The sequence below is a fragment of the Blautia stercoris genome, assembly GCF_054657695.1.
In genome coordinates, this window is the sequence record NZ_BAAHYF010000003.1 from 136,526 (window position 1) to 162,526 (window position 26,001).

Here is a 26,001-nt window from a genome sequence, read left to right on the forward strand (position 1 = left end):
GTCAATAACTCAAAAAAGCACTTGACAAAACGCTTCATGGGGGACGGCAAAAGACATTGCACCCTTTATCGACCCGGTATTTGAGAACAATATTCTGCTGACTATGACAGAACGGCTGACCATGAATGGCAGACCAAAGAATCCGAAATTTGCGAGGAACAAGAACGTGATCGTGATTGGCGGATCTGGCTCAGGAAAGACACGTTTTTATGTAAAGCCCAACTTGATGCAGATGGGAAAATACATCAGTTATGTGGTCACGGACCCGAAAGGGACGATCATCATTGAGTGCGGAAAGATGCTGGTACGGCATGGATATAAAGTGAAAGTATTGAATACGATCAATTTTTCCAAGAGTATGCACTATAACCCCTTCCACTACATCCATTCAGAAAAGGATATTTTGAAACTGGTAAATACGATCATGGTGAACACGAAAGGGGAAGGTGAGAAGTCCAGTGAGGATTTCTGGACGAAAGCAGAGAGGCTTCTGTACTGTGCCCTGATCGGCTATATCTGGTATGAAGCACCGGAAGAAGAACAGAACTTTGCGACCCTGCTTGAGTTTATCAACGCTTCGGAAACAAGGGAAGATGATGAGACATTTAAAAATGCAGTAGATATGCTGTTTGAGGAACTGGAAAAGGAAGAACCGGAGCATTTTGCAGTGCGTCAGTATAAAAAATATAAGCTGGCGGCAGGTGATATATGCTCTAAGTGACTTCTTAATCATGATTTTGTCATGGTTAGTGAAGCAATCACTTAGAGCATTTTTGTTTCAGGAGGTACAGCCATGAGAAATGAAAAAATCACCCCACTGTACGAGCGCCTGAGCCGGGACGATGAGCTACAGGGCGAGAGCAACTCCATATCCAACCAAAAACAGATGTTAGAGGATTTTGCCCGCCGGAATGGGCTGCCCAACCCTACGCACTTTACCGATGATGGTATCTCAGGCACCCGTTTTGACCGCCCCGGATTTTTGGCGATGATGGAGGAAGTGGAGGCAGGGCGTGTAGAGGCAATCGTCATCAAGGACATGAGCCGGTTAGGGCGTGACTATCTGAAAGTCGGCCAGGTCATGGAGATTTTGCGGCAGCGCGGCGTCCGGTTAATTGCCATCAATGACGGTGTGGACAGTCTGAAAGGCGACGATGATTTTACGCCCTTCCGCAATATCATGAATGAGTTTTACGCCCGCGACACCAGCCGGAAAATCCGCTCTGTGTTTAAGTCAAAAGGCATGAGTGGCAAGCACCTGACCGGCACGGTGATTTACGGCTACTTGTGGGATGAAAAGCGGGAGCATTGGTTGGTAGATGAGGAAGCTTCCGAAGTGGTACGCCGTATCTTCTCCCTCACGCTGGAGGGATATGGGCCTTATCAGATCGCCTGCAAATTATCCATAGACCGGATTGAAATTCCTGTCGTACACCTTGCCCGCTTCAACGAGGGTGTGAACCGTTCAAAGCCGGTCAAAGACCCCTATGGATGGGGATCATCTACCATCGTGAACATTTTGAAAAAACGAGAGTATTTAGGGCATACCATCAATTTCAAGACCCGCAAGCACTTTAAGGACAAGAAAAGCCACTATGTTTCTGAGGACGAATGGACGATCTTTGAGAATACCCATGAAGCCATTATCGACCAGCAGACCTTTGATTTGGCGCAGAAAATCCGCAGCAATGTACGGCGTTATCCAAACGGCTGGGGCGAAGCGGCTCCCCTCACAGGCTTGCTCTATTGTGCCGATTGCGGCGGCAAGATGTATGTCCACCGCACCAACAATGGCAGGCGGATTTCTCAATATACCTGTTCCAATTATACCAAAGTTCCGTGTGGGACACTATGCCCTACACAACACCGTATCAATGAGAGTGCTGTCCTGACATTGGTTTCCGACACGCTCCGGGCTATCGCTGAATATTCGAGAAATGACCGGACGGAATTTATTCACACTGTTCAGGAGACGCAGGTTGCTCAACAGAGTGCCGATATAGCGAAAAAGCGCAGGCGTCTGGCTGCTGCCCAAAAGAGAGCCGGAGAACTGGAAAAACTGATTTGCAAAATCTATGAGGACAATGCCCTCGGCAAGCTGCCGGATGCACGATATAGGGCGCTTGATGCACAGTATGCCAAAGAGCAGGACGCACTTGAGATTGAAATTGCGGAGCTGGAAAAGGCTGTTACCGGCTATGAGCAGAGCCAGAAATCCGCAGAGAAATTTATAGCCCTAATTGATAAGTACGAGAATTTTGACACTCTGACAAACACCATGCTCAACGAGTTTGTAGAGAAAATCCTTGTCCACGAACGCGCCCGAAAAGGCAGTCAGGACACCACGCAGGAAATTGAAATCTACTTCAATTTTTTAGGACGCTATATCCCACCATCCTTACAGCCGGTTCCTTTAACCCCGGAGGAACAGGAAGAACTGCGGAAAAAAGAAGAACGCAAGGACAGGCTTCATCAGAATTATTTGAAGCGGAAAGCCAGCGGCGCACAGAAACGGTATGAGGACAAAATCAAGGCGAAGAAAAAAGCGGAAATGGACGCTAAGAAAGCCATGATCCGGGCTGAGGATATGAAAAAAGGTGTTTTTTCTACTATCGGGCAGCTACCAAAAGAAGAACCGCGCAAAGGCAGCATAGCAGCCAGCGCAGCAGTCTAATCATCACGGAGCAAAGGAGCATGAATATGAGTAAGTTGACTTACATTCGTTGTGGAGATTATGATATACCCAACCTAAAACTTTCTGAACAGCCGGAAACTTCTATCGGCAAGTACGGCAGAATGCGAAAATCCTACCTAAAGGAACATCGCCCCATTCTCTACAACCAACTGCTGATGAGCGAGAAGCTGTATCCGCACCTGATAGAGATTGACCGGACAGCGCAGGAGCGTGTGGACACCATGTTGCCTCACATGATGGAGACTGCGGGTGTCACGGAAGAACTGAAAGCCTGTGATCCTATGCGTTGGGTGGGGCTGATGAACACATTAACGGCACAGATTGAGGAAATTTTAATCAGGGAACTGATTTGCAGCTGAATGGGAGGTGCGGGAAATGCTGACCTTTGAAAAGGTTTTGAAAGTGTTTCAGGCATATCTGGAGGATGACCCTCTGTATGAGGTGGTTCAGACCAGTCATGGTTATACATTGATGGCATGGGAACCCCACCGGAATGACTGGTACAGCGCTGAAATACAGAAAACCCCGGAGGATTTACGGAACGCTTTGTTGGGTACATACGCCAACTTTCTGGAAGATAAGATTACTGGAAATGACCGTGACCTGACTGTGACAGAAACCGGAGAAATCCAGCAGAGGTGTCGGGAACTTTTGGAAAAGTGCCGGGAACCTTGATATAGAAATGCCAGAAGGAGGCCGCGATTATGCGTCCTCCTTCTGCTTCGCAGTCTGTTCCATTTTGAGCGCCCCGTCTATGGCACCTTCGATAATCGGCAGGTATTCTTCAGGGCAGAGTTTCAGCTTGTGGCTGACCCGCTGCCGCTGTTCGCTTTCTTCTCGCATAATCTCCGGGTTAAAATACCGTTCCACGGGAAGTCCGCAGACCTTAATCAACTGGATCATCACAGGCAGGCTCGGAATCGCACCTTGATTCTCAATGTTGGCAAGATACCGCCATTCAATCCCAACCATTTCTGCCAATGTTTTTCGTGCCAGACGCTTTGCCTCTCGTGCAGCTTTGACATCTGCGCCGAAGGTTTCAAAACCGGGACAATCTTCAACTTTCGCCATATAACATCACCCAGTTACATTGTATAATTCATACTTTGCCCGTGGAATGTTGCTATATGCAGGTTGGTTGAAGTTTATAATTCATATATTACATCTTATATTTTTCAAGAACAGGAATTACAATAGAAGGGAAATGAAAAAAGTAAAAGAAAAATTTCTAAAGTTAAATCCTTTTGGGTTACTCAGTTGTATATTAAGTGTAAGGCGTTTTACACATGGAAGGCGGTGACACGGTATCGAAGATTTCATACTAATTAAAAAAATCCAGTCGGGTGACACAGATGCATTTGAGATAATTGTCCGAAAATATTATCAGTCAATTTATCTATTTTGTTGTCGGCGATTGAACGGCAATCCAGATACCGCCGCAGATATTACACAAGATGTTTTCTTGAAATTGTTGGAGAATATTCAATCAGTACGAAAGATCGGGAAATTTCAAAACTACCTGCTAACGATTGCTGTTAATACCTGTAACAATTATACTAAGAAAGCAAAACCCCTGTATATGGATTTAGAAACTCTTGAAGATATAGAAGATACTGATAATGCCTTTGAAAAAATTGAGCTTAACGAACTTAAAGCGCAAATTCAATATGCAATCAACACATTACCGGACTATCAAAAAGAGGTCATCATTTTACGATTTTATTATGATTTGAAAATCCGAGAGATTGCAACCATTACAAAAGCTAGTGTTTCTACTGTAAAATCTAGGCTCCAACAGGGGATTAAAAAACTGGAACGATATTTGGCTGATTTTAGAGGAGGCGATAATGTATGACCCAAAAACAAAATGGTGTATTAGAATGGTTGCAGAGTTGTGAAACGCCTGCTCCATCTGAACCTAAAATTAAAGCAGTAATCGTAGCTGGAAAAAGTTACATGAATAGTTCTGAATTCAATAAAAATTCAATGCGAGATATTATATTGAACCAACTTCAATTTCTGCCGCTTTCTTTCTGGATTGTTCAAATAATACTCACTATATGTGCAGTATTATTAGCATGTATCCTGGGCCAATGGAGGGTTCCATTTTATTATCCATTGACAATCCTTGCAGTTATGGTTCCATTCCTTGCGTTATTAGGTGCAATAGAAATATCTAAAAGCAACATCTATGGTATGTGGGAAATTGAACAGTCTAGTAGAACAACGCTGGTAAAAATTGTAGCAGGTCGTATGCTGATTATTGGAGTAATCAACCTTTTCCTAATAACAGTCATTTTAATTTCAATGGCATATATTTACCAGAAATCAATGATTGAAATGGTGTTGTATGGTTTGATTCCATTTAATATTTCTTGCACTTGTTATCTTTTTATATGTGCGAAAAGCAGGACAAACGATAGCTTGTATCATTTAATCGCTTGTATGATTTTTCTTTCTGGAACATTTTCTCTTGTACTCCATCAGCGATTTATATTTGAAGCGTCTATGTTCTGGGGATGGATTGGATTTTATGTGTTATCTATTATCCTATTAGGGAAAACACTTCAACTGTACTTGAAAAAAGAAAAAATGATTGGAGAATTGATATGGAACTTACAATAAATGATCTTTCAAAAGAATATGGAAGAAAAAAAGCTGTAAATCATTTCAGCGCAAAATTAACAAATGGTGTTTATGGTCTACTCGGGGCAAATGGTGCGGGCAAGACAACTTTGATGCGAATTATTTGCGATGTCCAAACTGAAACGAAAGGAGCCATTTTTTTTAACGGGAAAAACATTCATGATTTGGGCGAGAAATATCGTAATATCTTAGGCTACCTGCCACAAAATTTTGGCTATTATCCTAACTTTACAGCGTATAAATTTTTGATGTATATCTCTGCAATAAAGGGGCTGCCGCCTAAAAAAGCCCATAATCGCACAATGGAGCTGTTGCAGGTTGTTGATCTGCTCACACAGAAAAACGAAAAAATCAAAACTTTTTCCGGCGGTATGAAACAACGCTTGGGAATTGCTCAAGCATTACTAAACGATCCCCGTATTTTGATTTTGGATGAACCTACAGCTGGACTTGACCCGAAAGAGCGGGTGCGGTTTAGGAATCTGATTAGTTCTTTGGCAGAAAATAGAATTGTAATTTTGTCCACTCACATTGTTTCTGATGTTGAATATATCGCAAATGAGATTCTGATTATGAAAAATGGCGAGTTAATTCAACATGGTTCTCCAGAAGAAATTTTGAAGCCGATTGAAAAATGTGTTTGGGAATGTGATGTATCTCGAAAAGAGGCCGAAGAATTAGAATTGAACTATGTAACAGCAAATCTGAAACATAATAATGGTGCAGAACGGCTGAGGATTATTTCTCAAGAAGCACCATGCAGAACCGCTTGGAATGTTGATCCAACATTGGAAGATTTGTATTTATACTATTTTGCGGAGGTATCCGAGCATGAATGAAATGATAAAAGCAGAACGAAATAAAATATGTTCGAGAAAGCAAACACGAATGTTGTTTTTAGTTGGTGTGGTTCTTATCGTTGCCTATTTTTTCTTTTTTCAATTTAATTATCAAAATGTTTTCTATGATTATGACCTTGAAAAAATGGCATTAGCAAGCGGTTTTACAGCCATTGAACAACGGAAGGAAGTAGCAGAAATATTTGAAGGAAAACTCTCTCAAAATACATTACTTACTATGCAAGAAAAAATCGACCAAGCAAAACAAGCAACTGTTGGACAAGATGAAAATTCTGCTTTTTCTGCTGTTCATGTTTATCGTGACCAAGCGGCGATTCTGGAATATTTGACAAATTCTGATGGTAGTTTTAAGTCACTCGAAACAGCATATCCAAATAGTCCAACTGTGACTTTAGGATATTGTGATGGCTGGGATAAGCTATTATCTGGAATGGGGAGCATCTTGTCCATAATGATATGTTTAATTGTTGTAATCACTCTATCTCCTGTTTTCTCAGAAGAGTATGCACTTCATACAGATAGCATTATTTATTCGGCTCGGTATGGCCGAACCAAACTCACAACTTCAAAAATTATAGCGGCCTTGGAAGTTGTAATTGGCACATACCTCTTGTATTTACTGCTAAATTTAGTTCTGTATGGCTGTACCTATGGGTTACAGGGGTGGAATGTAAGCATTCAATCTTCATTACATTATGCTTCTTCAATATATAATTTGACCTTTTTGCAAATGTTCTTTATCTCTGTAATATTGAATATTTTTGGGATTGTAGCCTTGACAACTATTACATTGTTTTTAAGTGCTCAAATGAGTTCTCCTGTTACAGCGCTTATTACTTCTTGCGTCATCTGCTTCTTGCCAGTTGTGTTTGATTTTAATGATAGCCTTCCTGTTTTACAAAAAATGCAGGAAATTTGCCCGATTTTTATGCTTCATACAAACGGTATATTTTCTGATATGAAAACATATTTCGGTATGAGCCAGCCGGTCTTTATGATCATCCTTAATGTTGGATTGATATTCGTATTTTATAGACTAACAAAAAATATATCAAAGAAACATCAAGTTACGGGGTAATTTTGATGAAAGAGACAAGTTGGGTTAGTTGTCCTATATGCCATAATAAAACCCGAATAAAAATACGAATTGACACGGAATTAAGGAATTTCCCCTTGTTCTGTCCAAAATGTAAACAGGAAACGCTCATTCATGTAAAGCAACTGAATATATCCGTTATTAGAGAGCCAGACGCATAGACGCAGAGCCGATAACACGCAGGCTAACATGACTGCTGTTATCGGCTTTTCATATTCTTTTAAACCTGCCCCGCCTAATGGGGAAAGAAAAAAAAACCGTAGCTGGGCAGGTTGATTTTGTGCGCTTACTCTAGATACCCTGGCGGCGGTTTTGAGAAATCAGAGCCGCCGTTTCTTTTCGTCTACCCTAAACCAACGACGACCCAACACCGTGTAAATCCACGGCGGCATATAGGAGGATGCCGCCGTGTCTATGTTTGCGTCTTTTCACAGTACCCATGATCTGCACCAGCTAAAAAAAGCCTGCTCCCGGCAGCGGAGCAATGTGGTCAGCAGTATGCACTATACCATGTAACTAAACAGCAAAATATTCTCTATTACGCTCGTATGGCTTTATGCCGTCCGGGCGCTTTTTTGTCCCTATGGAGCCGGAACATCGGGTCAGCATGGCCCGAACTTTATCTCCGGTGCCGTTCTCCGCCGCCCCATTCAGATTTACCCAAAAAATCTGAATGGAGGAAAGGCAGATGGAAGTTACCATCAATTATAACGGACAAGCTGTGGCCGTGGAGGTTACGCTGGAAGTCTATGAATTTCTTGACCGGGCCGATCATAAAACGGAGAACCTGTTCCATGAACAGCGGCGGCATTGGGATGGCCGGGAGTTTGACGAGTACATCATTACCACCGAGGGTGTAGGGGTCTACGGCGAAACGCCGGAGGAATACCTTTGCCGCATGGAAACGCTGCATGAGCTGATGGCTGTTCTGGACACCTGTACCGAGGCCCAGCGCCGCCGGTTCCTGCTCTATGCGCTTGACGGGCTGAGCCTTGCAGAGATCGGTGTGCTGTGCGGCTGCTCCAAAGTGGCTGTGTATCAAAGTGTGGAGGCGGTCAGAAAAAAATTTATAAATTTCTTTGAGAACAGGCTTAACGAATGACCTGTTTTCTGGCTACCAAGTGAAAGGGATCATTTCCCTTATCTCAGCGAGGGGCGGACAGCGGACGAGCTGTCCGCCTCTCCCATTTTCAGGAGGTAAGCCTATGAAAACAATCAATCTGCGGTGGATTTATACCCACTACCGGCACGACGAGTTTGTAGAGGTCAGCGACGAGGTCTGGGAGGCCATGCGGCAGGCCCAGCGCGAGATGAACAACTATGAGCGCCGGAAGGTCTACCACCGCGCCTGGTACTCCCTGGACGCATATAGCTGGACGGAGAACTACGCGCTGGAACACGGCAGATCGCCGGAGGATATTCTGGTGGAACGAGAAGAAATGACCACCCGTCTGCGCCTGATTGCAGCTCTGCCTGCGGCTCTGGCTCATGCCACTCCGACACAGGCCCGCCGTGTTCACGCCTACTACATTGCTGGTATCAAGCAGCCGGAAATCTCTCGGATAGAGGGCGTCCACAGCAGCAAGGTTAGCGTTGCCATCCGCCGGGGTCTGCGGAATATGCGCCGCTGCTATGATGGCCTTTTCCAAACAGAGTGAGGGCATGCCTATGCAGACCATCAATCTCAAACAATATTATCCATTTTGCAAAGAGGACATTTGTGTGGAGGTGTCCGATGAGATCGTCGAAGCGTTTCTTCTGGATAAGAGAGCCGAGGCCGCCAGAGAGCGCAAGATGTTCCGGTATAAGGCATTTTATTCCCTCGACTGTAACGATGGAATCGAAAATGCCGCCATCGGCTGGGCGCAGCCATCGCCGGAGGACTACCTGATAGAAAAAGAAGAATTAGCCGAATACGAAGAACTGATACGGCGATTGTACGAAGCCATTTCTTCCCTGCCGCCTATGCAGGCTCGCCGTGTTCACGCCCGCTATATGCTGGGTATGAAAGTGAAAGATATTGCCGCAATGGAGGGTATCACGCCATCACAGGCGGGAAAATCCATCCATGCCGCACTGCGGAGACTGCGCCGGTACTTTGCGCGTCAGAAATGGACGGTCAATCTATGAGTATTTCCAAAGAAAAGAGGTGCCTGACATGAACGAAAAAATTACAGCCCACCCCCAAAAAGAAGAACGGGAGAAAGTCCTGAAGGAGATTCGGCAGCTTGAAAACCGAAAGAAGATTTTGGAGAACAAGCAGCGGAACGAAGAACGCAGGGGTCGCACCCGCCGCCTGATTGAGCGCGGAGCCGTTTTGGAGGGGATTTTCCCGCTGGCTCCCGACCTTTCCGGCGCGGAGGTCAAAACATTTCTGATTGCCCTGTCCCATCTTCCGGGGGCTGCGGAATTGACTGCAAACCTGCCAAAATCCGGGGACACGCCATAAGTCCCTTGTTTACAAGGGCGCACTTATACACCGTTGCCGGTGCTGTGCGCCCTGCCGGGGGCGTTGCGTACTTCGTCCGCGATGGGGCGCTACACTCCCCAAACCCCTTGTGCGCCCCGCGCAGCCAAACACCCGCTTCGCGTTTGTTCGGCTCCACGGAGCCTGAAATATCCCCGCCGAAAGGAGGTGCCACCCATAGATTTTTGCCATATTCCCGTCAGTATCATCAAGCGCAGCGAGGGCCGTTCCGCTGTTGCCGCAGTCGCCTACCGAAGCGGAACCAAGCTGACAAATGAATGGGACGGCCTGACCCATGACTACACCCGGAAAGGCGGCATTGTCCATGCGGAGATCATGCTGCCCGCCCACGCCCCGCCGGAATTTGCAGACCGCTCCACCCTCTGGAACAGCGTGGAGCAAATCGAGAAAGCAAGGGACAGCCAGCTTGCCCGCGAGATCGAAGCAGCTCTGCCTCGCGAACTGTCCGGCGAACAGCAGCTCGCTCTTGTGCGTGCCTATGTGAAGGACAACTTTGTGGACAAGGGGATGTGCGCCGACTTCGCCATCCATGACAAGGGAACCGGCAACCCTCATGTCCATATCATGCTGACGCTCCGACCTCTGAAAGAAAATGGACAGTGGGGCGCAAAGTGCCGCAAGGCATACGACCTGGACGAGAATGGACAGCGTATCCCGGATGGGAAAGGCGGCTGGAAAAATCATCGTGAGGATACAACCGATTGGAACGATAAAGGAAATGTGGAGATTTGGCGGGCAGCGTGGGCGGCCTACACCAATCGGGTGTTGGAGGCAGCCGGTCAGCCTGCCCTGGTAGACCACCGCAGCTACAAGCGACAGGGCATTGATAAAATCCCCTCTGTCCACCTGGGGCCAGCGGCCAGCCAGATGGAGAAGCGCGGCATCCGCACCGACAAGGGGGAAGTAAACCGGCAGATCGCTGCCGACAACAAGCTGCTGAAAGAAATCAAAGCCCGCATTACCCGGCTTTATCGTTGGTCGAAAGACGAAGCGGAAAAACCACAAACACAGCAAAGCAGCTTGACTGCTTTGTGGGAGGCCCAGCAGCAGTTGAACACTCCCCGCACCCGCACCGGTAAAATCCGGGCTTTGCAGGAAAGCGCTGCACTATTTAGCTTTTTACAGGCAAACGGCATCCAGTCTATGCAGCAGCTTCATGAAAAAATCGCTGATATGAACAGCCGTTACTATGACCTGCGGGGAAAGATCGTCAAGGCTGAGCGCCGGATCGCTGTCCTCACCGAGCACGGGGAGATGTGGGCGCAGTACAACGAGTATAAGACTGTCCACAAGCAGCTTGCCAGGGTAAAGCCGGAGAAGCGGGAACTGTTCGAGCAGCGCCACAGCCGGGAACTGATCCTCTATGACGCGGCGGCCCGGTATCTGAAAGAACTGAAAGACAGCGGCGAGGCAATCACCCCGAAGGAATGGCGGCGTGAGATCGACCTGTTGACCGCCCAGAAACAGGTGGACAGCATCGACATGAAAGCTATGCGGGAGGAGCTAAAAGCTGTGGAACGGCTCCGCAAGGCCGCCGACCAACTGGCCCGACAGGAACGGGACAAGCCCCGCGACCGGGGGCCGGAGCGGTAAAGGGTACGGCGCTTTGCCGACCCCTTTCAGGTGCGTCGCGTTTCACGACACCCTTTTGCACACAGAAAAACCGCCGTACAGGTTTCCCCATACGGCGGCAGATGGTTTATTTGCCGAACAAGTCGCTGTGCGACCCGGTGCGGGCAAGCGTCAGCACCAGCACATCATCCTCGATACGGTAAATGAGCAGCCAGTCCGGGAGAATGTGACATTCCCGATGGCCCACCCAATCGCCGGACAAATCGTGATCGCGGTTTTTATCCGGCAGCGGTTCGCCCATCGACAGCAGCGCCACGACCTGTTCCAGCAATTCGATTTTCAGGCCGCGCTTGATTGCCCGCTTGTAGTCCTTTTTGAAAGCGGTCGTGTACTTGACGGTGTACTTTGTTTTCCTCATTTTTTCAGGTCGGCAAACAACTCGTCAAGGTCATTGTATCCCTTTACAGACGGGTCTTTTGCAATCCTTTCCGCTTCCAGCATGGCAGCAACCGTTTCCTTGTTGGGCTGTTCCAGCTTCACCTCAAAGGGAATGCCGCCTTCACGAAGCGACTGGCGCACAAAGATGTTAAACGCCGTAGTCAGGTTCATGCCAAGTTCAGTAAACAGTGCGTCCGCTTGCGCTTTCAAATCTGCGTCCATGCGGATACTGATGTTTGTGGTATTTCCAGCCATACGATCAACCCCTTTCTGCTGGCAATTATAGTATATGCCATTTGCACGAAGAAAACAATACTTTGCACGAATATTTAACAATAAATTCATTCAAGGAGGTTACTGGCTTTATGAAAGAAATCATTTATGAAGAACAATAAGTCTGAACCTATCCCCGTCATGGATTACCGCCAGTACCGCAGAGTGCGGAGGCTAGTGCATGAGTGCTGTAACTACATCGACGGAAACTGTATCGCCCTGGACGATGGGGAGGAATGTGTCTGTGTCCAGTCCATTTCCTATTCCCTGTTGTGCAGGTGGTTTCGGACGGCGGTATTGCCGCAGGATAAGGAACTGGAAACGGCGCTGTTCCACCGGCTGAATGCAAAGAAATGCGCCGTATGTGGGGCGCTGTTTACCCCCGGTTCCAACCGGGCCAAATACTGCCCGGAATGTGCCGCACGCATGAAGCGGATCAACGCCGCAAAGCGCAAGCGGAAACAACGGAAGAAATGTCACGCTTTAGGGGCTGAAAAACCCTTGTAAATCAAGGCTTTTTTTGAGGGTGTCAAAGGCAGGCTGATAGATTTATCCTCCGACCCCTAAAACGGCCTTAAAATGCGTACAGAATCCCAAGAGAAACCCCAAGGAGGAACCCTATGTCAGACAACCGAAAATATTATTACCTGAAACTCAAAGAAAACTATTTTGACGATGATTCCATCGTGCTGCTGGAAAGTATGCAGGATGGTGTGCTGTATTCCAACATTCTGCTCAAGCTGTATCTGAAATCGCTGAAACATGGCGGGCGGCTCCAGCTTGACGAGGACATCCCCTACACGGCGCAGATGATCGCCACCATCACCCGCCAGCAGATCGGCACTGTGGAGAGAGCCTTGCAGATCTTTTTGAAGCTGGGCCTTGTGGAAGTGCTGGACAGCGGCACATTCTACATGAGCAACATCGAACTTTTAATCGGCCAGTCCTCTACCGAGGCTGAGCGAAAGCGGGCTGCGAGGCTCCAAAATAAGGCTCTTTCTGCGCCCCGGACAAACGGCGGACATTTGTCCGACATTCGTCCACCAGAGATAGAGATAGAGTTAGAGAAAGAGATAGAGATAAAGAGAGAGATAGAGAAGGGACACCCCGCCCACGCCTATGGCCGTTACCAGAATGTTTTCCTGACGGACGGGGAACTGGCAGACTTACAGGCCAGCTTTCCCACTGTATGGGGCCAGTACATCGAAAAGCTGTCCGAGTACATGGCTTCTACCGGCAAGCGGTATCAGAGCCATGCTGCCACCATCCGGCGCTGGGCCGGTGAGGATGCTAAAAAAACGATCACACCCTCACGCAACCGGGATTACAGCGTAAAGGAGGATGAAACTGTATGATTGAGATTACCGCAGAAATCCGGGCGCTGATCGACAAGGCAGCTGCCAGTGTGGAACTGGCTGAGGACGAGTATATAGATCCGTCAGACGGTCTCATCCACTGTAAGAAATGCGGCGGCCAGAGGCAGACCGTTGTGCCATGCTTTGGGAAACCTGGCTACTTCATGCCCCGCTGTATCTGCCAGTGTCAGCGGGAGGCCGAGGAACGGCGCAAGGCCGCCGAGGAACGGCAGCGCCGCATGGAGCGTATCAAACGCCGGAAGGCCCAGGGCCTGCAAGACCGCTATCTGTACGACTACACCTTTGCCAACGACAACGGCCAAAACCCATTGATGGACAAGGCCCGCGCCTATGTGGAGAACTGGAAGGAGGCATATAAAAACAACACCGGCCTGCTGTTGTTCGGGGATGTGGGAACCGGCAAGTCCTTTTTCGCCGGTTGTATTGCCAACGCCCTGCTTGACCGGGATGTGCCGGTGCTGATGACAAACTTCCCCACCATTCTGAACCGCCTGACCGGGATGTTCTCTGAGGACAGGTCGGAGTTTATTGCCAGCTTTGACGAGTATGACCTGCTTATCATTGACGATTTGGGTGTAGAGCGCAGTACCGAATATGCTATGGAGCAGATGTTTTTCGTCATCGACAGCCGCTATCGCAGCCGCAGGCCCATGATTATCACAACAAACTTGAAACTGTCCGAGTTGAAAAACCCACCTGATCTGGCTCACGCCCGTATCTATGACCGTATTCTGGAACGGTGTGCGCCGATTCTCTTTGACGGGAAGAATTTCCGGGAAGAAAATGCCGGTGCTACCCGACAGACAGCAAAAGACATTGTAAACAGTAAGCACGACTGATTTTTTACCGGCGGCACAGACCCGTTCGGAGAAAGGAGCGCCATGAACAAAGAACCCCATGCTATGCAGGTGGCAGACGCCGTTACTGCGTCCAGAGCGCCGGAAAACACGCCAGCGATGGTAAAGAAAATTGGCAAGACAACCTACAAGGTTCATGTCCATTTCAGCCAGACCAGCACAGAAACCATGAGCGATAAAATCAAGCGTATGCTCAAAAATGAAATTCAGCAGATGTGACAGACTGATAAACGAAGCCGCCTTGTGCTAAACTGATAATGGTACGCACCAAAATTTTTGTCAAGGAGGACACGAAAATGCTTTACACAGAAAAAGAGAAGCATGAAATTGAACGAGTAAAGGAGGTCTTTGCGGAACATCTGCGGCAAAGCCCTGATTTTGAACTGCTCTGGTCGGACAAGGTAGGCTATGTCTGGCTGGCGATTGGCGTCAATCCGCTTTATGTGGATACTGGCATTAGGATAGAATCAGCTGCTGATCTCTGCGGCAGGTGTTTGGATGATGTTGCTACGGATGTTTTATATATGACAGGCAACGATCATGCACTGGAGAAAGCCGATCCGCTGGAATTGGCGGAAATCAAGCGGCGCTGGGAGCCATATATCAACCAGCTGCCAGACTATGCGTATCTCTGCAAAGACCTGCTGAACGGAAAAATGTAATCTATCAAACGAGGTGTCAGGAGCCATACAATGCTTCTGGCACCTTTTTTGTAGATTTTTTGTGAATTTGATTAAAAAGTCCTTGACAATTTGTCTCTGGAAAGACAGCAAAGAGTATTTTGATTTCCTGTGGTGCAAGGCTTGCACCGTTCGACATTGCAGAACTTCGTGAGATCATGAGCTATGATGAGATGGAACTGGATATGGTAGGTGACCAGAGGACAGCACTGTTTATTATCATTTCCGATACGGATGATACCTTTAACTTTGTTGTGGCGATGATGTACAGCCAGTTATTCAACCTGTTATGTGACAGGGCGGATGATGTACACCATGGAAGATTACCATACCACGTCAGAATTCTCTGTGACGAGTTCGCAAATATCGGTCAGATTCCAAAGTTTGACAAGCTGATCGCCACCATTCGTAGCCGAGAAATCTCCGCATCTATTATCCTTCAGTCGCAGTCCCAGTTAAAGACAATCTATAAAGATGCAGCTGAGACAATTTTAGGCAACTGCGATACGATGTTATTCCTTGGCGGTAAGGAAAGTTCGACCTTAAAGGAGATTTCCGAGACGCTGGGAAAAGAAACGATTGATTTATATAACACTTCGGACACCCGTGGACAGAGCCGTTCTTACGGGATGAACTATCAGAAAACAGGAAAGGAATTGATGAGTCGGGACGAACTTGCGGTCATGGATGGCAGCAAATGTATCTTGCAGCTTCGAGGTGTAAGACCATTTTTCAGTGACAAGTTTGATATTACCAGACACAAACGGTATAAGGAACTGTCAGACTACGATAAGAAAAATGAGTTTGATGTGGAAGCGTATATGCGGCATCGGATGGAAGTGAAACTGACGAGGACACAAGAATTTGACCTGTATGAGTTTTCGGAAGAGAGTCTGGCAGAAGAATTAAATACAGAAAACAAGGAAGCAGAGCATGTGAAAGATTCGGACACATAGCTCTTTTTTCTTTGCCCTTTTGGGAGGTGATGGATTTGAGAGATCATGAAAGGCCGCCCGTAAGGGCAGAGCCGGAAAAGACTTCTTAAAGATAGAAACCAGAGAAATACAGAGATTTGAAAGGAGACAACGAATATGGCGTTTTTTAATCAGGCAATCAATATTTTACAGACACTTGTGGTGGCAATCGGAGCCGGACTTGCAGTATGGGGCGTTATCAACCTGTTGGAAGGATATGGAAACGATAACCCAGGTGCAAATGCTCATGTGCGGTAAAGTAACAAATGATAATTTGATAGACAGCAGCCACTATTTCCGAAACACAGACCAATACGAAAAGCTGATGTGGGGATTTTCCTATATCAGCTTTTGTCTTTCTAAGCATTTTGGGGAAAGTGATGTATTTGTATCTTTCCTATTGACAGCCAGTCTTTGAAGTGATATATTTATCTCGACAAGCGACAAATACATCTCATCGGAGGACACCATTATGAAAAAAAGAACGAAACTCACAATTTGCCTGGGCGTGATATGCGCTTTGCTGGTAGCAATATCTTCATGGTACACGATAGCATTTAACAATTCAAGGTTTATTGTGCCTATGGATTTATCTGAATATGTTTTCAGAGTGCAAGACCTGCCTATGATTATTTCCGGCGTACTTCTTACCTTGTATATTGTGAATATTGTTGTGTTGTTTTTGGAATCTATTAAAACAAACAGGCGTAGGGAATTAACCTTGCAATCCACCAGAACAATAAATCCAAAACTGGGTTTTTTAGGTTTATTAGGATTTGCCGGATTTTTGGGATTTTGGACTTACAGCGTTGACAAGACAATTTTTCCTTTTGTGTTTTTCCTGTTTTTCGGCTTTTTCGGATTTTTCTATGAGGGAAAAATGTCAAATACTCTTATAGATGAACGATACAAAGAAAACAAAATGAAAGCGCAAAGTGTAGCGAACAAAACTTCTCTGTCCATTATTTTTCTTGCAATACTCATTTTGGGACAGGGAAAGCTCATGGATAACCTTGAATATACCTTAATTGCTCTTGTTATTGTTATAGCTCTCTCCATAGCACTTGAAATATTCCTTAGCGAATATCTGCTATATCATTATGATAACGATGAACAGTTTGATGAAAGCGAGGAATAAGCGTGCCGGATTTTGAATGTAGATTAAAAAAGTACAGGCTATTAAAGGATTTGACACAAGAGCAGTTAGCGGCACAGGTAGGCGTGCGGCGAGAAACAATTATGCGGCTGGAAAAGGCACAATACAATCCCTCACTTAAACTGGCGATTGATATTTCAAGAGTTGTTGAAGCACCGATTGAAGAAATATTCGTTTTCAAGTGATTTGTGCGGAATTATGCTTATTTTATAGGCAGTTGCGCTAATGTTAATCTGCATTGCTTGCCGCATAGCAGCTATCATGCTATTTTTGATTTACCAAGACAAAGGAGTGGAACGCATCATGTTTCTATGAAATCTAAAAACTCTCAGAAAACAGAAAGGCTTTTCACAGGAAGAATTAGCAACCAGACTTCATGTAGTCAGACAGACTATCTCCAAATGGGAGAAAAATTTGTCCGTTCCCGACGCTGATACTCTTATTCGTCTGGCTGAAATATTAGAGGTATCTGTCAGTGAATTGCTGGGTACGAAAATTGAAAATGAAAATGTCGCCAGTGATGTTGCCGAACAACTATCCAGAATAAACGAGCAACTGGCAATCAAGAACCGCCGCTCACGTCGTATCTGGAAAATTGTTGCCATTATATTAGCAGTAATCGTTCTTGTGAATATTTTTATTGCTGTCTTTTTCAGCGTTCCAGACCTCAACAGCAATACCCAGAATAACCCGCTAGCAATAAGTGATGAAACGATAAGCATAGATGAATGAAGTCGCTAAAAATAGCAAAACCAGCCGAGCCAGTCAACGGCAAGTAAATGGGCTGCACCCACCGTTGACAGCCCCGCCTGTCCTTGCCGGTGGGTAATCAAGGGGCGACAGCAGAAAATGCTGCCGCCCTTTCCCATAATTGAAGAAAGGGGGATTTTCCATGACCGAACAGGAAGCCTATCAAGAACATATCCGCTATACCCATGATACCTATTGCCGGATTGTTATTCGCCATGCGTCCTTTGACGCTGCCCGTATGCTGGCGGCGAGGTGGAGACGGGAAATCTCTCTTGAATATTTGACCGAAGAAAAGTTTGTCCCACTAAGCACCACAGACGAGTATTTTCAAGTGCCGGACTATGGCGAAACTTATCTGTTTTCTGTCCGGGGGCAGACGATATTTTTAGATAGCTGTTCCCTTGCGGCGGCTCTTGCCGGGCTGCCGGAACAGACACAAGAGGAAATCTTTTTATATTACTTCCAGCACTTGACACAGAAAGAAATCGGAGAACAAAGCGGCTGGACACGCAGCACAATCGGGCGGCATATTCAGCTTGCCTTGAAGCGGCTGAAAGAGGAAATGGAGGTGTTGTCCCATGAGTAACCGACTTCTCCCCTATGACACTATCATAAAGGCACATGAGGGCGACCCCATAGCGATACAAGCCGTCCTTGACCGATACGCTGGATATATCCGCTACTTCTCCAACATGAACGGTTATTATAACTCTGATATGGAGGACTACATCAGAACAAAGCTGATTGAAAGCCTGTTCAAGTTTCGGCTTGACCGATAACATAAAAACTGAATATCCCGCCGCCCCGCAGCGGCACATGAAGCAGTAAATCCGAAAAAGATTTGCTGCTTTTTTTGCGCCCATTTTTGGCAAATTTCCAAATGTTCCGTATTAGACAGTGAAGCCAAAAAAGATTGCCGTTTTTTTCAGACGGCGAGCAAAACACAGTTTCCAAAACGCCTTATTGTCGGGAAAGACCACGCCGCAGGAAAAGTTCTTGCCGGAAAGTCCGTCATTTTTGCTTTTTGCGGTGTTGTAGGGAGTAAGGGGAGAACGCCGCCCGCAGCCTTTTATAAAAAAGCTGGTTATAGATTTCCCGAAAAAGTGGCAGTAGCAAGTGAACGGCAGTCCGGCAGTTTCTTAGAGCAAGATTCTACCGAGGTGCCAAAATTCGCTTTTCGCTCATTTTGCCCCTGCGGGAATCTTGTTGGGGAGTGCCTTCCCCAAACCCTGCTTATGCGGCTTACGCCGCTTATCCCGCCGCAGCCATGCGGCAGCCGAAAGGAGGTTTTTACCATGCAAAAACGATATAACACGCCCCACCGCAGCCGGGTAGTCAAGACACGCATGACCGAGGAAGAATACACCGAGTTTGCGGAAAGGATTTCTGCCTACCACATGAGCCAAGCCGAGTTTATCCGGCAAGCCATAACCGGGGCAGCCATACGCCCCATCATAACCGTTTCTCCTGTCAATGATGAGCTGCTTGCCGCTGTTGGGAAGCTGACCGCCGAATACGGCAGGATCGGCGGCAACTTAAACCAGATAGCCTGGACGCTGAACGAGTGGCACAGCCCCTACCCGCAGCTTGCCGGGGAGGTACGGGCGGCGGTTTCCGACCTTGCTGCCCTAAAGTTTGAAGTCTTGCAGAAAGTGGGTGACGCTGTTGGCAACATTCAAACATATCAGCTCTAAAAATGCTGACTATGGCACAGCGGAAGCCTATCTCACATTTGAGCATGACGAGTTTACCATGAAGCCCACCCTTGATGAAAACGGGCGGCTGATACCGAGGGAGGATTACCGCATTTCTTCCCTCAACTGCGGGGGCGAGGATTTCGCTGTTGCCTGTATGCGAGCCAATCTCCGCTATGAGAAAAACCAAAAACGGGAAGATGTGAAAAGCCACCACTATATCATCAGCTTTGACCCACGGGACGGGACAGACAACGGCTTGACCGTAGACCGGGCGCAGGAGCTGGGCGAGCAGTTCTGCAAGGAGCATTTTCCCGGACACCAAGCCCTAATCTGCACCCACCCGGATGGGCATAACCACAGCGGCAATATCCATGTGCATATCGTCATCAACTCCCTGCGGATTTATGAAGTCCCGCTTCTGCCCTACATGGACAGACCAGCCGACACAAGGGAGGGCTGCAAGCACCGCTGCACCAACGCCGCTATGGAATATTTCAAGAGTGAAGTCATGGAGATGTGCCACCGGGAGGGGCTTTACCAAATCGACCTCTTGAACGGCAGCAAGGAACGGATAACCGAACGGGAATACTGGGCGGCAAAGAAAGGGCAGCTTGCCCTTGATAAAGAGAACGCCGCCAGAGAAGCCGCAGGACAGCCGACCAAGCCCACCAAGTTTGAAACGGACAAGGCGAAGCTGCGCCGGACGATACGGCAGGCACTTTCCCAAGCCGCCAGCTTTGACGAGTTTTCTTCTCTTTTGCTGCGGGAGGGCGTGACCGTCAAGGAGAGCCGGGGGCGTCTTTCCTACCTCACGCCAGACAGGACAAAGCCTATCACAGCCCGGAAGCTGGGGGACGATTTTGACAAGGCTACTGTCCTTGCCCTGCTCACGCAGAACGCCCGCAGAGCCGCCGAACAGACCAAAGCCATACCCGAATACCCTGCCGCAGTTAAAAAGCTGTCACAAGGGGAAAAAGCTGCAAAAACCACCCCGGCAGACAACACCTTGCAGCGCATGGTTGACCGGGAAGCCAAGCGAGCCGAGGGCAAGGGCGTGGGCTATGACCGCTGGGCGGCAAAGCACAACCTAAAGCAAATGGCAGCTACCGTTACCGCCTACCAGCAGTACGGCTTTTCTTCCCCGGAGGAACTGGACGAAGCCTGTTCTGCCGCCTATGCCGCTATGCAGGAAAGCCTTACAGAGCTGAAGCAGGTGGAAAAGACGCTGAACGGGAAAAAGGAGCTGCAACGGCAGGTGCTTGCCTATTCCAAGACCCGCCCTGTCCGGGACGGGCTGAAACAGCAGAAAAACGCCAAAGCAAAAGCAGCCTACCGTCAGAAGCACGAAAGCGACTTTATCATAGCAGACGCAGCCGCCCGTTATTTTAGGGAGAACGGCATTTCCAAGCTGCCAAGCTATAAAGCCCTGCAAGCAGAGATTGAAACCCTTATCAAAGAGAAAAACAGCGGCTACAACGATTACCGGACAAAACGGGAGGAATACCGCCGCTTACAGACCGTCAAGGGCAATATCGACCAGATTTTACGCCGGGAGCGCAAGCCTGTGAAAAGGCAGGAACAGGAGCGATAAAAACCACCCCCAAATGTACCCGAACCCATACAGAACAAGGGGGCTGCCCCGTACCCTATCCCCAATACCAAAGGATTTTTTAACGGGCTTACAGGGCAGAAAAACCCCGAAAATGATACCGAGATGATACAGAATTACCGCCGATACCGCCACACCAGCGGAAACGGCAGAAAGGAGCGCACCCATGCCAAGAATGAACAAGAAACGGCGGCTGGAATGGTCTTTTTTCCTGCGGCAAGTGAAAGTCGGGAATACCACCTGCGACCGTATCACATACAACGACCTTTGCCGGGGCTGCACACACGGCTGCAAGCAGAGCTTCCGGGCGATTATCGTCCTCTGCCCCCGGTATTTCTCTAAGAGATGGAAACACAGGGAGGACACCGCCAATGGCAGATAACCGCAAATATTACTACCTCAAACTGAAAGAAAACTTCTTCGACAGCGATTCCATTGTGCTGTTGGAGGACATGAAAGACGGGATTTTGTATTCCAATATCCTCTTGAAGCTGTACTTAAAATCGCTGAAAAATGGCGGCAGATTGCAGCTTGACGAGCATATCCCCTATACCGCCCAGATGATAGCCACGCTGACCCGTCACCAAATCGGGACGGTGGAACGGGCATTAGCCATCTTCCAGCAGTTAGGGCTTGTGGAGCAGCTTGACTGCGGGCTGCTTTATATGACCGACATCGAGCTGATGATCGGTCAATCCTCTACCGAAGCGGAACGGAAACGCGCCGCAAGGCTTGAAAATAAGGCACTTTTGCCGCCGCGGACAAATGGCGGACATTTGTCCGACATTCGTCCACCAGAGATAGAGATAAAGAAAGAGATAGATATAGAGTTAGAAAAAGAGGGAGAGTTAAAGGGACAAGCCCCCGCCCACAGCTACGGCAGATATGAGAATGTATTTCTGACCGATACGGAGCTTTCCGAACTGCAAGCGGAGCTGCCCGAAAAATGGGCGTACTACATTGAGCGGCTTTCCGGCTATATTGCGTCCACAGGCAAGAAATACAAAAACCACGCCGCCACTATCCACAGATGGGCGGCAGACGATACCGCAAAGGCTGCCCCGAAACAGGGCATACCCGAATATACCTGCAAGGAGGGCGAGAGCTTATGAGCAATCTGTTTACGGAACGAGTTTTGAATATGGCGGCTGATACCCCGCACCCGGAGGACTACACGGGCGAGGACGGGCTGCTTTACTGTGGCAAGTGCCACACCCCGAAAGAAGCCTACTTCCCGGAAAAGCAAGCCGCCCTGTTTGGGCGTGACCGCCACTCGGCAGAATGTGACTGCCAGAAAGCCCAGCGTTTGGAGCGTGAAGCCGCCGAACAGCGCAGAAAGCACCTTGACACCGTGGAGGACTTGAAACACCGGGGATTTACCAATCCTACCATGCAGGAATGGACTTTCGCCAACGACAACGGGAAATGCCCGCAAATGGAGATTGCACACTTCTATGTGGATCATTGGGAAATCATGCGCGAGGAAAATATCGGCTATCTGCTATGGGGCAAGGTCGGCACAGGAAAAAGCTATTTTGCCGGGTGTATCGCTAATGCCCTCATGGAGCAGGAAGTCGCTGTCCGCATGACGAACTTCTCTGCGATTTTGAATGACCTGACCGCCAGCTTTGAGGGGCGCAACGAGTATATCGAGCGTCTTTGCCGTTTTCCTCTGCTTATCATTGATGATTTTGGAATGGAGCGCGGCACAGAGTACGGTTTAGAACAGGTCTACAATGTGATTGACAGCCGCTGCCGCAGCCGCAAGCCCTTAATCGTTACCACCAATCTGACATTGGACAGCCTGCAAAATCCGCTGGACACCGCCCATGCCCGGATTTATGACCGCCTTTTGGAAATGTGCGCCCCTATCCTCTTTACGGGAGAGAACTTCCGCCGTGAAACGGCGCAAGCCAAGCTGAACAGACTAAAAGAATTGATGAAATGAAAGGAGTTGCCTATGGCAGAGAACAAGCAGAACACCACCCCGGAACGCCGCCCGGACTGCGTGACAGAGATCCGCATGGGCAACACCGTCCTTGTCGTTTCCGGCTTTTTCAAAAAAGATACCACCGACACCGCAGCCGATAAGATGATGAAAGTGCTGGAGGCGGAAGCCGCCGCAGGACACAAAGCCCAGCTTTCGCCCTAACGCTACAAGCCGCACAGAAAAATCGTCATTTTACCGGGCGGTAAAGAAGCAGAAGCCGCTATACAGACAGCCGCCCCATGTGGTATAATCGAAATACGGAATAGTGGGGCTGGCTGTCGGAAACGGAGGATTTTATGTTAAGACAGACCACCCAACAACCAATTACCGCCCTTTACCCAAGACTTTCCCATGAGGACGAGCTGCAAGGCGAAAGCAATTCCATTTCCAATCAGAAGCGTATCCTTGAAACCTATGCAAAGCAGAACGGCTTTTCCAATCTGCGCTGGTACACGGACGACGGTTATTCTGGTGCGAACTTTCAAAGACCCGGTTTTCAAGCCATGCTTGCGGACATTGAAGCCGGAAAAGTCGGGACAGTTATCGTAAAGGATATGTCGAGGTTAGGGCGAAACTACCTGCAAGTGGGAATGTACACGGAAATGATTTTCCCACAGAAAGGTGTCCGCTTCATCGCTATCAATGACGGAGTGGACAGCGCACAGGGCGACAATGATTTTGCCCCGCTGCGGAATATCTTTAACGAATGGCTGGTGAGAGATACGAGCAAGAAAATCAAAGCAGTAAAACGCTCAAAAGGCATGAGTGGCAAGCCCATCACAAGCAAGCCTGTGTATGGTTACCTCATGGACGAGGACGAAAATTTCATTATTGACGAGGAAGCTGCACCCGTAGTCAAGCAGATATACAACCTCTGCCTTGCCGGGAATGGTCCGACCAAGATAGCCCGTATGCTCACAGAGCAGCAGATCCCCACGCCGGGGACGCTGGAATACCGCAGGACGGGCAGCACCCGCCGCTACCACCCCGGCTATGAGTGCAAGTGGGCGACTAATACCGTAGTGCATATCCTTGAAAACCGGGAATACACAGGCTGTCTGGTAAATTTCAAGACAGAAAAACTTTCTTACAAAGTCAAGCACAGTGTAGAAAATCCCCCGGAAAAGCAAGTGATTTTTGAGAACCACCACGAGCCTATCATAGACACTCAGACATGGGAACGGGTGCAGGAGCTACGCAAGCAGCGTAAACGCCCCAACCGCTATGATGAAGTGGGCTTGTTCTCCGGTATACTGTTCTGTGCAGACTGCGGCAGCGTCATGTATCAGCAGCGATACCAGACGGACAAGCGCAAGCAGGACTGTTATATCTGCGGCAACTACAAGAAACGCACCCATGACTGTACGGCGCACTTTATCCGCACCGACCTTTTGACCGCTGGTGTACTCTCCAATCTGCGGAAAGTGACCAGCTATGCGGCAAAGCATGAAGCCCGGTTTATGAAGCTCTTGATTGAGCAGAACGAGGACGGGGGCAAGCGCAGGAACGCCGCCAAGAAAAAGGAGCTGGAAGCCGCCGAGAAACGCATAGCCGAGTTATCCGCTATCTTCAAGCGGCTGTATGAGGACAGCGTGACCGGGCGCATATCAGACGAGCGTTTCACAGAACTGTCGGCAGACTATGAAGCAGAACAACGGGAGCTGAAAGAAAGAGCCGCTGCTATCCAAGCGGAGCTTTCCAAAGCACAGGAAGCCACCGTGAACGCAGAAAAGTTTATGAATGTTGTCCGGCGGCATACCAGCTTTGAAGAACTTACCCCTACTCTGCTGCGGGAGTTTGTAGAGAAAATCGTTGTGCATGAGTGCAGCTATGACGAGAACAAGACCCGCAGACAGGACATTGAGATTTATTATTCTTTTGTTGGCAAGGTGGACTTGCCCGAATAACCGCCCGACCTATCCGACACAATGCGCAAGTGCCGGATAGGAACGGCAAAATTTTTTACACTTCTATTACTTCTTTACCACACATCAGCAAAGTCCCAGGGAATCAAGCAGTTCATGGCTAATTAAAGGGAACAAAAAGAAAGGAAAAGCACAATCCAGACGGTATCAGCGGCAGTCCACAAGAATAAATTGTGATTTCACAAGATTAGTGCTATAATAAGAGAAAAGTTCCTGCCGGGGCAGCCGCCCCGGTGGTATGGATAGGAAGGCGGGAAAGCAATATGCACATCAGCTATAAACCACTCTGGCATACACTGTTAGAGCGTGATATGAGAAAAGAAGATTTAAGGCTTGCTGCTGGTATGACAACGAATATGATTGCCAACATGAGCAAAGAGGGAAAGCACATCAGCATGGATACATTAGCCCGTATCTGCGAAACGCTGAATTGTGAGATTACCGATGTGATTGAGTTAGTATCAGACGAGCCTGCTTCCACAGGAGGTAAGGAGCATGAGCGAATTGAAACCAAGAATAACGGAAAACGGAATTGATTATATCCTTGTCGGAGATTACTATATCCCAGATTTGAAGCTGCCGGAGGAACACCGCCCTATCGGAAAGTACGGACGGATGCACCGGGAGTATTTAAGAGAAGTCCACCCAGCCAAATTGAACACCTTGACCTTGACAGGGGAGTTATGGACATACCTTGCAGACCTGAACGAACAGGCACAGGAACGGTTAGACACCATCATGGAGCAGATGAAAGATGCCGAGGGCGTGACCGAGGAATTGAAACGAACCCAACAAATGGAATGGGTGCGGCGTTGCAATAACATTCACAACCGGGCAGAAGAAATTATTTTGCAAGAGATGATTTATTCATAACGGTATGGTAGAATGATTATGACAAATAAGAATTTGTTGAAAGGAG

Annotated in this window: 35 protein-coding genes and 4 pseudogenes; 36 read left to right on the forward strand and 3 right to left on the reverse strand. The window is 48.0% G+C overall.

Going from position 1 to position 26,001, the window contains the following annotated elements:
• Nucleotides 1-28: 28 nt before the first annotated feature.
• The 4 genes and pseudogenes from ACYQ2D_RS16610 to ACYQ2D_RS16625 all read left to right on the forward strand — a co-directional run.
• Nucleotides 29-703: pseudogene (locus ACYQ2D_RS16610) on the forward strand (type IV secretory system conjugative DNA transfer family protein); the annotation flags it as partial.
• 90 nt (nucleotides 704-793) lie between these two features.
• Entirely contained in the window at nucleotides 794-2,674 is a 1,881-nt protein-coding gene (locus ACYQ2D_RS16615; protein WP_195484142.1) for a recombinase family protein, read from the forward strand.
• 26 nt (nucleotides 2,675-2,700) lie between these two features.
• A complete protein-coding gene (locus ACYQ2D_RS16620; RefSeq protein WP_118004255.1) occupies nucleotides 2,701-3,054 on the forward strand; it encodes a TnpV protein in 354 nt (117 codons plus the stop codon).
• A gap of 16 nt (nucleotides 3,055-3,070) precedes the next feature.
• On the forward strand, nucleotides 3,071-3,370 hold the full coding sequence (locus ACYQ2D_RS16625) for a hypothetical protein (RefSeq protein WP_002596315.1): 300 nt from the start codon (nucleotides 3,071-3,073) through the stop codon (nucleotides 3,368-3,370).
• A gap of 27 nt (nucleotides 3,371-3,397) precedes the next feature.
• Here the strand turns inward: ACYQ2D_RS16625 and ACYQ2D_RS16630 are convergent, their stop codons facing one another.
• Entirely contained in the window at nucleotides 3,398-3,766 is a 369-nt protein-coding gene (locus ACYQ2D_RS16630) for a helix-turn-helix transcriptional regulator (RefSeq protein WP_005933665.1), read from the reverse strand.
• 262 nt (nucleotides 3,767-4,028) lie between these two features.
• Here ACYQ2D_RS16630 and ACYQ2D_RS16635 point away from each other — a divergent pair, with 262 nt between their 5' ends.
• The 10 genes from ACYQ2D_RS16635 (at nucleotide 4,029) to mobQ (ending at nucleotide 11,378) form a co-directional block, all read left to right on the forward strand.
• The gene (locus tag ACYQ2D_RS16635) at nucleotides 4,029-4,550 is read left to right on the forward strand and encodes an RNA polymerase sigma factor (protein WP_227219014.1); all 522 of its coding nucleotides are present in this window, start codon (nucleotides 4,029-4,031) and stop codon (nucleotides 4,548-4,550) included.
• Entirely contained in the window at nucleotides 4,547-5,320 is a 774-nt protein-coding gene (locus ACYQ2D_RS16640; RefSeq protein ID WP_016300379.1) for a hypothetical protein, read from the forward strand. The genes ACYQ2D_RS16635 and ACYQ2D_RS16640 overlap by 4 nt, the downstream gene beginning before the upstream one ends.
• A complete protein-coding gene (locus ACYQ2D_RS16645; RefSeq protein WP_117505414.1) occupies nucleotides 5,305-6,180 on the forward strand; it encodes an ABC transporter ATP-binding protein in 876 nt (291 codons plus the stop codon). The genes ACYQ2D_RS16640 and ACYQ2D_RS16645 overlap by 16 nt, the downstream gene beginning before the upstream one ends.
• Nucleotides 6,173-7,279, forward strand: a complete 1,107-nt coding sequence (locus tag ACYQ2D_RS16650; protein ID WP_459786292.1) for a hypothetical protein — start codon at nucleotides 6,173-6,175, stop codon at nucleotides 7,277-7,279. Before ACYQ2D_RS16645 ends, ACYQ2D_RS16650 begins: the two co-directional genes overlap by 8 nt.
• 5 nt (nucleotides 7,280-7,284) lie before the next feature.
• Nucleotides 7,285-7,458, forward strand: a complete 174-nt coding sequence (locus ACYQ2D_RS16655) for a cysteine-rich KTR domain-containing protein (protein ID WP_081026450.1) — start codon at nucleotides 7,285-7,287, stop codon at nucleotides 7,456-7,458.
• A 527-nt stretch (nucleotides 7,459-7,985) separates the two neighbouring features.
• The gene (locus ACYQ2D_RS16660; protein ID WP_007860240.1) at nucleotides 7,986-8,399 is read left to right on the forward strand and encodes an RNA polymerase sigma factor; all 414 of its coding nucleotides are present in this window, start codon (nucleotides 7,986-7,988) and stop codon (nucleotides 8,397-8,399) included.
• 103 nt (nucleotides 8,400-8,502) lie between these two features.
• On the forward strand, nucleotides 8,503-8,955 hold the full coding sequence (locus ACYQ2D_RS16665) for an RNA polymerase subunit sigma-24 (RefSeq protein ID WP_117531886.1): 453 nt from the start codon (nucleotides 8,503-8,505) through the stop codon (nucleotides 8,953-8,955).
• A 10-nt stretch (nucleotides 8,956-8,965) separates the two neighbouring features.
• Nucleotides 8,966-9,427 carry an RNA polymerase sigma factor gene (locus ACYQ2D_RS16670; protein ID WP_117505410.1) on the forward strand — a complete coding sequence of 154 codons (462 nt, stop codon included), beginning with the start codon at nucleotides 8,966-8,968 and terminating at the stop codon, nucleotides 9,425-9,427.
• Nucleotides 9,428-9,455: 28 nt separating this feature from the next.
• Nucleotides 9,456-9,746: a DUF3847 domain-containing protein gene (locus ACYQ2D_RS16675; protein WP_014081144.1), complete on the forward strand. Its 291-nt coding sequence runs from the start codon at nucleotides 9,456-9,458 to the stop codon at nucleotides 9,744-9,746.
• 186 nt (nucleotides 9,747-9,932) lie between these two features.
• Nucleotides 9,933-11,378 (forward strand): MobQ family relaxase, encoded by a 1,446-nt coding sequence (gene mobQ / locus ACYQ2D_RS16680; protein ID WP_459786294.1) that lies wholly within the window; start codon nucleotides 9,933-9,935, stop codon nucleotides 11,376-11,378.
• 106 nt (nucleotides 11,379-11,484) lie between these two features.
• On the opposite strand, the gene ACYQ2D_RS16685 is transcribed toward mobQ, so the two are convergent.
• Together ACYQ2D_RS16685 and ACYQ2D_RS16690 are read right to left on the reverse strand one after the other, a co-directional pair.
• On the reverse strand, nucleotides 11,485-11,775 hold the full coding sequence (locus ACYQ2D_RS16685) for a type II toxin-antitoxin system YafQ family toxin (protein ID WP_003509355.1): 291 nt from the start codon (nucleotides 11,773-11,775) through the stop codon (nucleotides 11,485-11,487).
• A complete protein-coding gene (locus ACYQ2D_RS16690) occupies nucleotides 11,772-12,050 on the reverse strand; it encodes a type II toxin-antitoxin system RelB/DinJ family antitoxin (RefSeq protein ID WP_117505406.1) in 279 nt (92 codons plus the stop codon). Before ACYQ2D_RS16690 ends, ACYQ2D_RS16685 begins: the two co-directional genes overlap by 4 nt.
• Before the next feature lie 126 nt (nucleotides 12,051-12,176).
• Here ACYQ2D_RS16690 and ACYQ2D_RS16695 point away from each other — a divergent pair, with 126 nt between their 5' ends.
• The 22 genes and pseudogenes from ACYQ2D_RS16695 to ACYQ2D_RS16800 all read left to right on the forward strand — a co-directional run bounded on the left by ACYQ2D_RS16695 (nucleotide 12,177) and on the right by ACYQ2D_RS16800 (nucleotide 25,955).
• Complete coding sequence (locus ACYQ2D_RS16695; RefSeq protein ID WP_117505404.1) at nucleotides 12,177-12,575, forward strand: cysteine-rich VLP domain-containing protein; 399 nt, start codon at nucleotides 12,177-12,179, stop codon at nucleotides 12,573-12,575.
• Nucleotides 12,576-12,688: 113 nt separating this feature from the next.
• Nucleotides 12,689-13,423: a phage replisome organizer N-terminal domain-containing protein gene (locus ACYQ2D_RS16700; protein ID WP_015528455.1), complete on the forward strand. Its 735-nt coding sequence runs from the start codon at nucleotides 12,689-12,691 to the stop codon at nucleotides 13,421-13,423.
• The gene (locus ACYQ2D_RS16705; protein WP_117531885.1) at nucleotides 13,420-14,283 is read left to right on the forward strand and encodes an ATP-binding protein; all 864 of its coding nucleotides are present in this window, start codon (nucleotides 13,420-13,422) and stop codon (nucleotides 14,281-14,283) included. The genes ACYQ2D_RS16700 and ACYQ2D_RS16705 overlap by 4 nt, the downstream gene beginning before the upstream one ends.
• Before the next feature lie 63 nt (nucleotides 14,284-14,346).
• Complete coding sequence (locus ACYQ2D_RS16710; RefSeq protein ID WP_425463782.1) at nucleotides 14,347-14,520, forward strand: transposon-encoded TnpW family protein; 174 nt, start codon at nucleotides 14,347-14,349, stop codon at nucleotides 14,518-14,520.
• 77 nt (nucleotides 14,521-14,597) lie between these two features.
• On the forward strand, nucleotides 14,598-14,963 hold the full coding sequence (locus ACYQ2D_RS16715; protein WP_050004289.1) for a hypothetical protein: 366 nt from the start codon (nucleotides 14,598-14,600) through the stop codon (nucleotides 14,961-14,963).
• 86 nt (nucleotides 14,964-15,049) lie between these two features.
• A pseudogene (locus ACYQ2D_RS16720) lies at nucleotides 15,050-15,937 on the forward strand (VirD4-like conjugal transfer protein, CD1115 family); the annotation flags it as partial.
• A 135-nt stretch (nucleotides 15,938-16,072) separates the two neighbouring features.
• Nucleotides 16,073-16,213, forward strand: a complete 141-nt coding sequence (locus ACYQ2D_RS16725) for a Maff2 family mobile element protein (RefSeq protein WP_118031705.1) — start codon at nucleotides 16,073-16,075, stop codon at nucleotides 16,211-16,213.
• 214 nt (nucleotides 16,214-16,427) lie between these two features.
• Nucleotides 16,428-17,093, forward strand: a complete 666-nt coding sequence (locus ACYQ2D_RS16730; protein WP_050540877.1) for a DUF2178 domain-containing protein — start codon at nucleotides 16,428-16,430, stop codon at nucleotides 17,091-17,093.
• 2 nt (nucleotides 17,094-17,095) lie between these two features.
• A complete protein-coding gene (locus tag ACYQ2D_RS16735; RefSeq protein WP_032747079.1) occupies nucleotides 17,096-17,296 on the forward strand; it encodes a helix-turn-helix transcriptional regulator in 201 nt (66 codons plus the stop codon).
• Between the two features lie 142 nt (nucleotides 17,297-17,438).
• Nucleotides 17,439-17,843 (forward strand): annotated as a pseudogene (locus tag ACYQ2D_RS16740) (helix-turn-helix domain-containing protein); the annotation flags it as partial.
• 160 nt (nucleotides 17,844-18,003) lie between these two features.
• Nucleotides 18,004-18,447, forward strand: coding sequence for an RNA polymerase sigma factor (locus tag ACYQ2D_RS16745; protein ID WP_007054578.1), 444 nt, complete (start codon nucleotides 18,004-18,006; stop codon nucleotides 18,445-18,447).
• The gene (locus ACYQ2D_RS16750; protein ID WP_118300895.1) at nucleotides 18,440-18,640 is read left to right on the forward strand and encodes a helix-turn-helix domain-containing protein; all 201 of its coding nucleotides are present in this window, start codon (nucleotides 18,440-18,442) and stop codon (nucleotides 18,638-18,640) included. Before ACYQ2D_RS16745 ends, ACYQ2D_RS16750 begins: the two co-directional genes overlap by 8 nt.
• 516 nt (nucleotides 18,641-19,156) lie before the next feature.
• Nucleotides 19,157-19,555, forward strand: coding sequence for a plasmid mobilization protein (locus ACYQ2D_RS16755; RefSeq protein ID WP_459786298.1), 399 nt, complete (start codon nucleotides 19,157-19,159; stop codon nucleotides 19,553-19,555).
• Entirely contained in the window at nucleotides 19,527-21,149 is a 1,623-nt protein-coding gene (locus ACYQ2D_RS16760) for a relaxase/mobilization nuclease domain-containing protein (RefSeq protein WP_459786299.1), read from the forward strand. Before ACYQ2D_RS16755 ends, ACYQ2D_RS16760 begins: the two co-directional genes overlap by 29 nt.
• A gap of 184 nt (nucleotides 21,150-21,333) precedes the next feature.
• Nucleotides 21,334-21,549 (forward strand): hypothetical protein, encoded by a 216-nt coding sequence (locus ACYQ2D_RS16765; RefSeq protein ID WP_270249281.1) that lies wholly within the window; start codon nucleotides 21,334-21,336, stop codon nucleotides 21,547-21,549.
• Nucleotides 21,539-22,279: a phage replisome organizer N-terminal domain-containing protein gene (locus tag ACYQ2D_RS16770; RefSeq protein WP_270249279.1), complete on the forward strand. Its 741-nt coding sequence runs from the start codon at nucleotides 21,539-21,541 to the stop codon at nucleotides 22,277-22,279. Before ACYQ2D_RS16765 ends, ACYQ2D_RS16770 begins: the two co-directional genes overlap by 11 nt.
• Nucleotides 22,276-23,115: an ATP-binding protein gene (locus ACYQ2D_RS16775; RefSeq protein WP_270249276.1), complete on the forward strand. Its 840-nt coding sequence runs from the start codon at nucleotides 22,276-22,278 to the stop codon at nucleotides 23,113-23,115. Before ACYQ2D_RS16770 ends, ACYQ2D_RS16775 begins: the two co-directional genes overlap by 4 nt.
• A gap of 12 nt (nucleotides 23,116-23,127) precedes the next feature.
• Nucleotides 23,128-23,319, forward strand: coding sequence for a transposon-encoded TnpW family protein (locus ACYQ2D_RS16780; protein WP_005946147.1), 192 nt, complete (start codon nucleotides 23,128-23,130; stop codon nucleotides 23,317-23,319).
• Between the two features lie 134 nt (nucleotides 23,320-23,453).
• Complete coding sequence (locus ACYQ2D_RS16785) at nucleotides 23,454-25,064, forward strand: recombinase family protein (RefSeq protein ID WP_459786301.1); 1,611 nt, start codon at nucleotides 23,454-23,456, stop codon at nucleotides 25,062-25,064.
• A gap of 21 nt (nucleotides 25,065-25,085) precedes the next feature.
• Nucleotides 25,086-25,184 (forward strand): annotated as a pseudogene (locus ACYQ2D_RS16790) (Maff2 family mobile element protein); the annotation flags it as partial.
• Nucleotides 25,185-25,345: 161 nt separating this feature from the next.
• Nucleotides 25,346-25,618 (forward strand): helix-turn-helix domain-containing protein, encoded by a 273-nt coding sequence (locus ACYQ2D_RS16795; RefSeq protein WP_009274451.1) that lies wholly within the window; start codon nucleotides 25,346-25,348, stop codon nucleotides 25,616-25,618.
• Entirely contained in the window at nucleotides 25,578-25,955 is a 378-nt protein-coding gene (locus tag ACYQ2D_RS16800; protein WP_009274452.1) for a TnpV protein, read from the forward strand. Before ACYQ2D_RS16795 ends, ACYQ2D_RS16800 begins: the two co-directional genes overlap by 41 nt.
• The last annotated feature ends 46 nt before the right edge of the window (nucleotides 25,956-26,001 follow it).

Bases quoted from the DNA above. Each gene is read 5' to 3' on its own strand.
- ACYQ2D_RS16795 (WP_009274451.1), top strand. From the start codon at position 25,346: ATGCACATCAGCTATAAACCACTCTGGCATACACTGTTAGAGCGTGAT.
- ACYQ2D_RS16685 (WP_003509355.1), bottom strand. From the start codon at position 11,775: ATGAGGAAAACAAAGTACACCGTCAAGTACACGACCGCTTTCAAAAAG.
- ACYQ2D_RS16650 (WP_459786292.1), top strand. From the start codon at position 6,173: ATGAATGAAATGATAAAAGCAGAACGAAATAAAATATGTTCGAGAAAG.
- ACYQ2D_RS16615 (WP_195484142.1), top strand. From the start codon at position 794: ATGAGAAATGAAAAAATCACCCCACTGTACGAGCGCCTGAGCCGGGAC.
- ACYQ2D_RS16765 (WP_270249281.1), top strand. From the start codon at position 21,334: ATGCCAAGAATGAACAAGAAACGGCGGCTGGAATGGTCTTTTTTCCTG.
- ACYQ2D_RS16625 (WP_002596315.1), top strand. From the start codon at position 3,071: ATGCTGACCTTTGAAAAGGTTTTGAAAGTGTTTCAGGCATATCTGGAG.
- ACYQ2D_RS16630 (WP_005933665.1), bottom strand. From the start codon at position 3,766: ATGGCGAAAGTTGAAGATTGTCCCGGTTTTGAAACCTTCGGCGCAGAT.
- ACYQ2D_RS16655 (WP_081026450.1), top strand. From the start codon at position 7,285: ATGAAAGAGACAAGTTGGGTTAGTTGTCCTATATGCCATAATAAAACC.
- ACYQ2D_RS16800 (WP_009274452.1), top strand. From the start codon at position 25,578: ATGAGCGAATTGAAACCAAGAATAACGGAAAACGGAATTGATTATATC.
- ACYQ2D_RS16775 (WP_270249276.1), top strand. From the start codon at position 22,276: ATGAGCAATCTGTTTACGGAACGAGTTTTGAATATGGCGGCTGATACC.
- ACYQ2D_RS16695 (WP_117505404.1), top strand. From the start codon at position 12,177: ATGAAGAACAATAAGTCTGAACCTATCCCCGTCATGGATTACCGCCAG.
- ACYQ2D_RS16780 (WP_005946147.1), top strand. From the start codon at position 23,128: ATGGCAGAGAACAAGCAGAACACCACCCCGGAACGCCGCCCGGACTGC.
- ACYQ2D_RS16745 (WP_007054578.1), top strand. From the start codon at position 18,004: ATGACCGAACAGGAAGCCTATCAAGAACATATCCGCTATACCCATGAT.
- ACYQ2D_RS16715 (WP_050004289.1), top strand. From the start codon at position 14,598: ATGCTTTACACAGAAAAAGAGAAGCATGAAATTGAACGAGTAAAGGAG.
- ACYQ2D_RS16645 (WP_117505414.1), top strand. From the start codon at position 5,305: ATGGAACTTACAATAAATGATCTTTCAAAAGAATATGGAAGAAAAAAA.
- ACYQ2D_RS16620 (WP_118004255.1), top strand. From the start codon at position 2,701: ATGAGTAAGTTGACTTACATTCGTTGTGGAGATTATGATATACCCAAC.
- ACYQ2D_RS16675 (WP_014081144.1), top strand. From the start codon at position 9,456: ATGAACGAAAAAATTACAGCCCACCCCCAAAAAGAAGAACGGGAGAAA.
- ACYQ2D_RS16755 (WP_459786298.1), top strand. From the start codon at position 19,157: ATGCAAAAACGATATAACACGCCCCACCGCAGCCGGGTAGTCAAGACA.
- ACYQ2D_RS16785 (WP_459786301.1), top strand. From the start codon at position 23,454: ATGTTAAGACAGACCACCCAACAACCAATTACCGCCCTTTACCCAAGA.
- ACYQ2D_RS16750 (WP_118300895.1), top strand. From the start codon at position 18,440: ATGAGTAACCGACTTCTCCCCTATGACACTATCATAAAGGCACATGAG.
- ACYQ2D_RS16770 (WP_270249279.1), top strand. From the start codon at position 21,539: ATGGCAGATAACCGCAAATATTACTACCTCAAACTGAAAGAAAACTTC.
- ACYQ2D_RS16690 (WP_117505406.1), bottom strand. From the start codon at position 12,050: ATGGCTGGAAATACCACAAACATCAGTATCCGCATGGACGCAGATTTG.
- ACYQ2D_RS16660 (WP_007860240.1), top strand. From the start codon at position 7,986: ATGGAAGTTACCATCAATTATAACGGACAAGCTGTGGCCGTGGAGGTT.
- ACYQ2D_RS16665 (WP_117531886.1), top strand. From the start codon at position 8,503: ATGAAAACAATCAATCTGCGGTGGATTTATACCCACTACCGGCACGAC.
- ACYQ2D_RS16700 (WP_015528455.1), top strand. From the start codon at position 12,689: ATGTCAGACAACCGAAAATATTATTACCTGAAACTCAAAGAAAACTAT.
- ACYQ2D_RS16730 (WP_050540877.1), top strand. From the start codon at position 16,428: ATGAAAAAAAGAACGAAACTCACAATTTGCCTGGGCGTGATATGCGCT.
- ACYQ2D_RS16725 (WP_118031705.1), top strand. From the start codon at position 16,073: ATGGCGTTTTTTAATCAGGCAATCAATATTTTACAGACACTTGTGGTG.
- ACYQ2D_RS16705 (WP_117531885.1), top strand. From the start codon at position 13,420: ATGATTGAGATTACCGCAGAAATCCGGGCGCTGATCGACAAGGCAGCT.
- ACYQ2D_RS16710 (WP_425463782.1), top strand. From the start codon at position 14,347: ATGCAGGTGGCAGACGCCGTTACTGCGTCCAGAGCGCCGGAAAACACG.
- ACYQ2D_RS16670 (WP_117505410.1), top strand. From the start codon at position 8,966: ATGCAGACCATCAATCTCAAACAATATTATCCATTTTGCAAAGAGGAC.
- ACYQ2D_RS16640 (WP_016300379.1), top strand. From the start codon at position 4,547: ATGACCCAAAAACAAAATGGTGTATTAGAATGGTTGCAGAGTTGTGAA.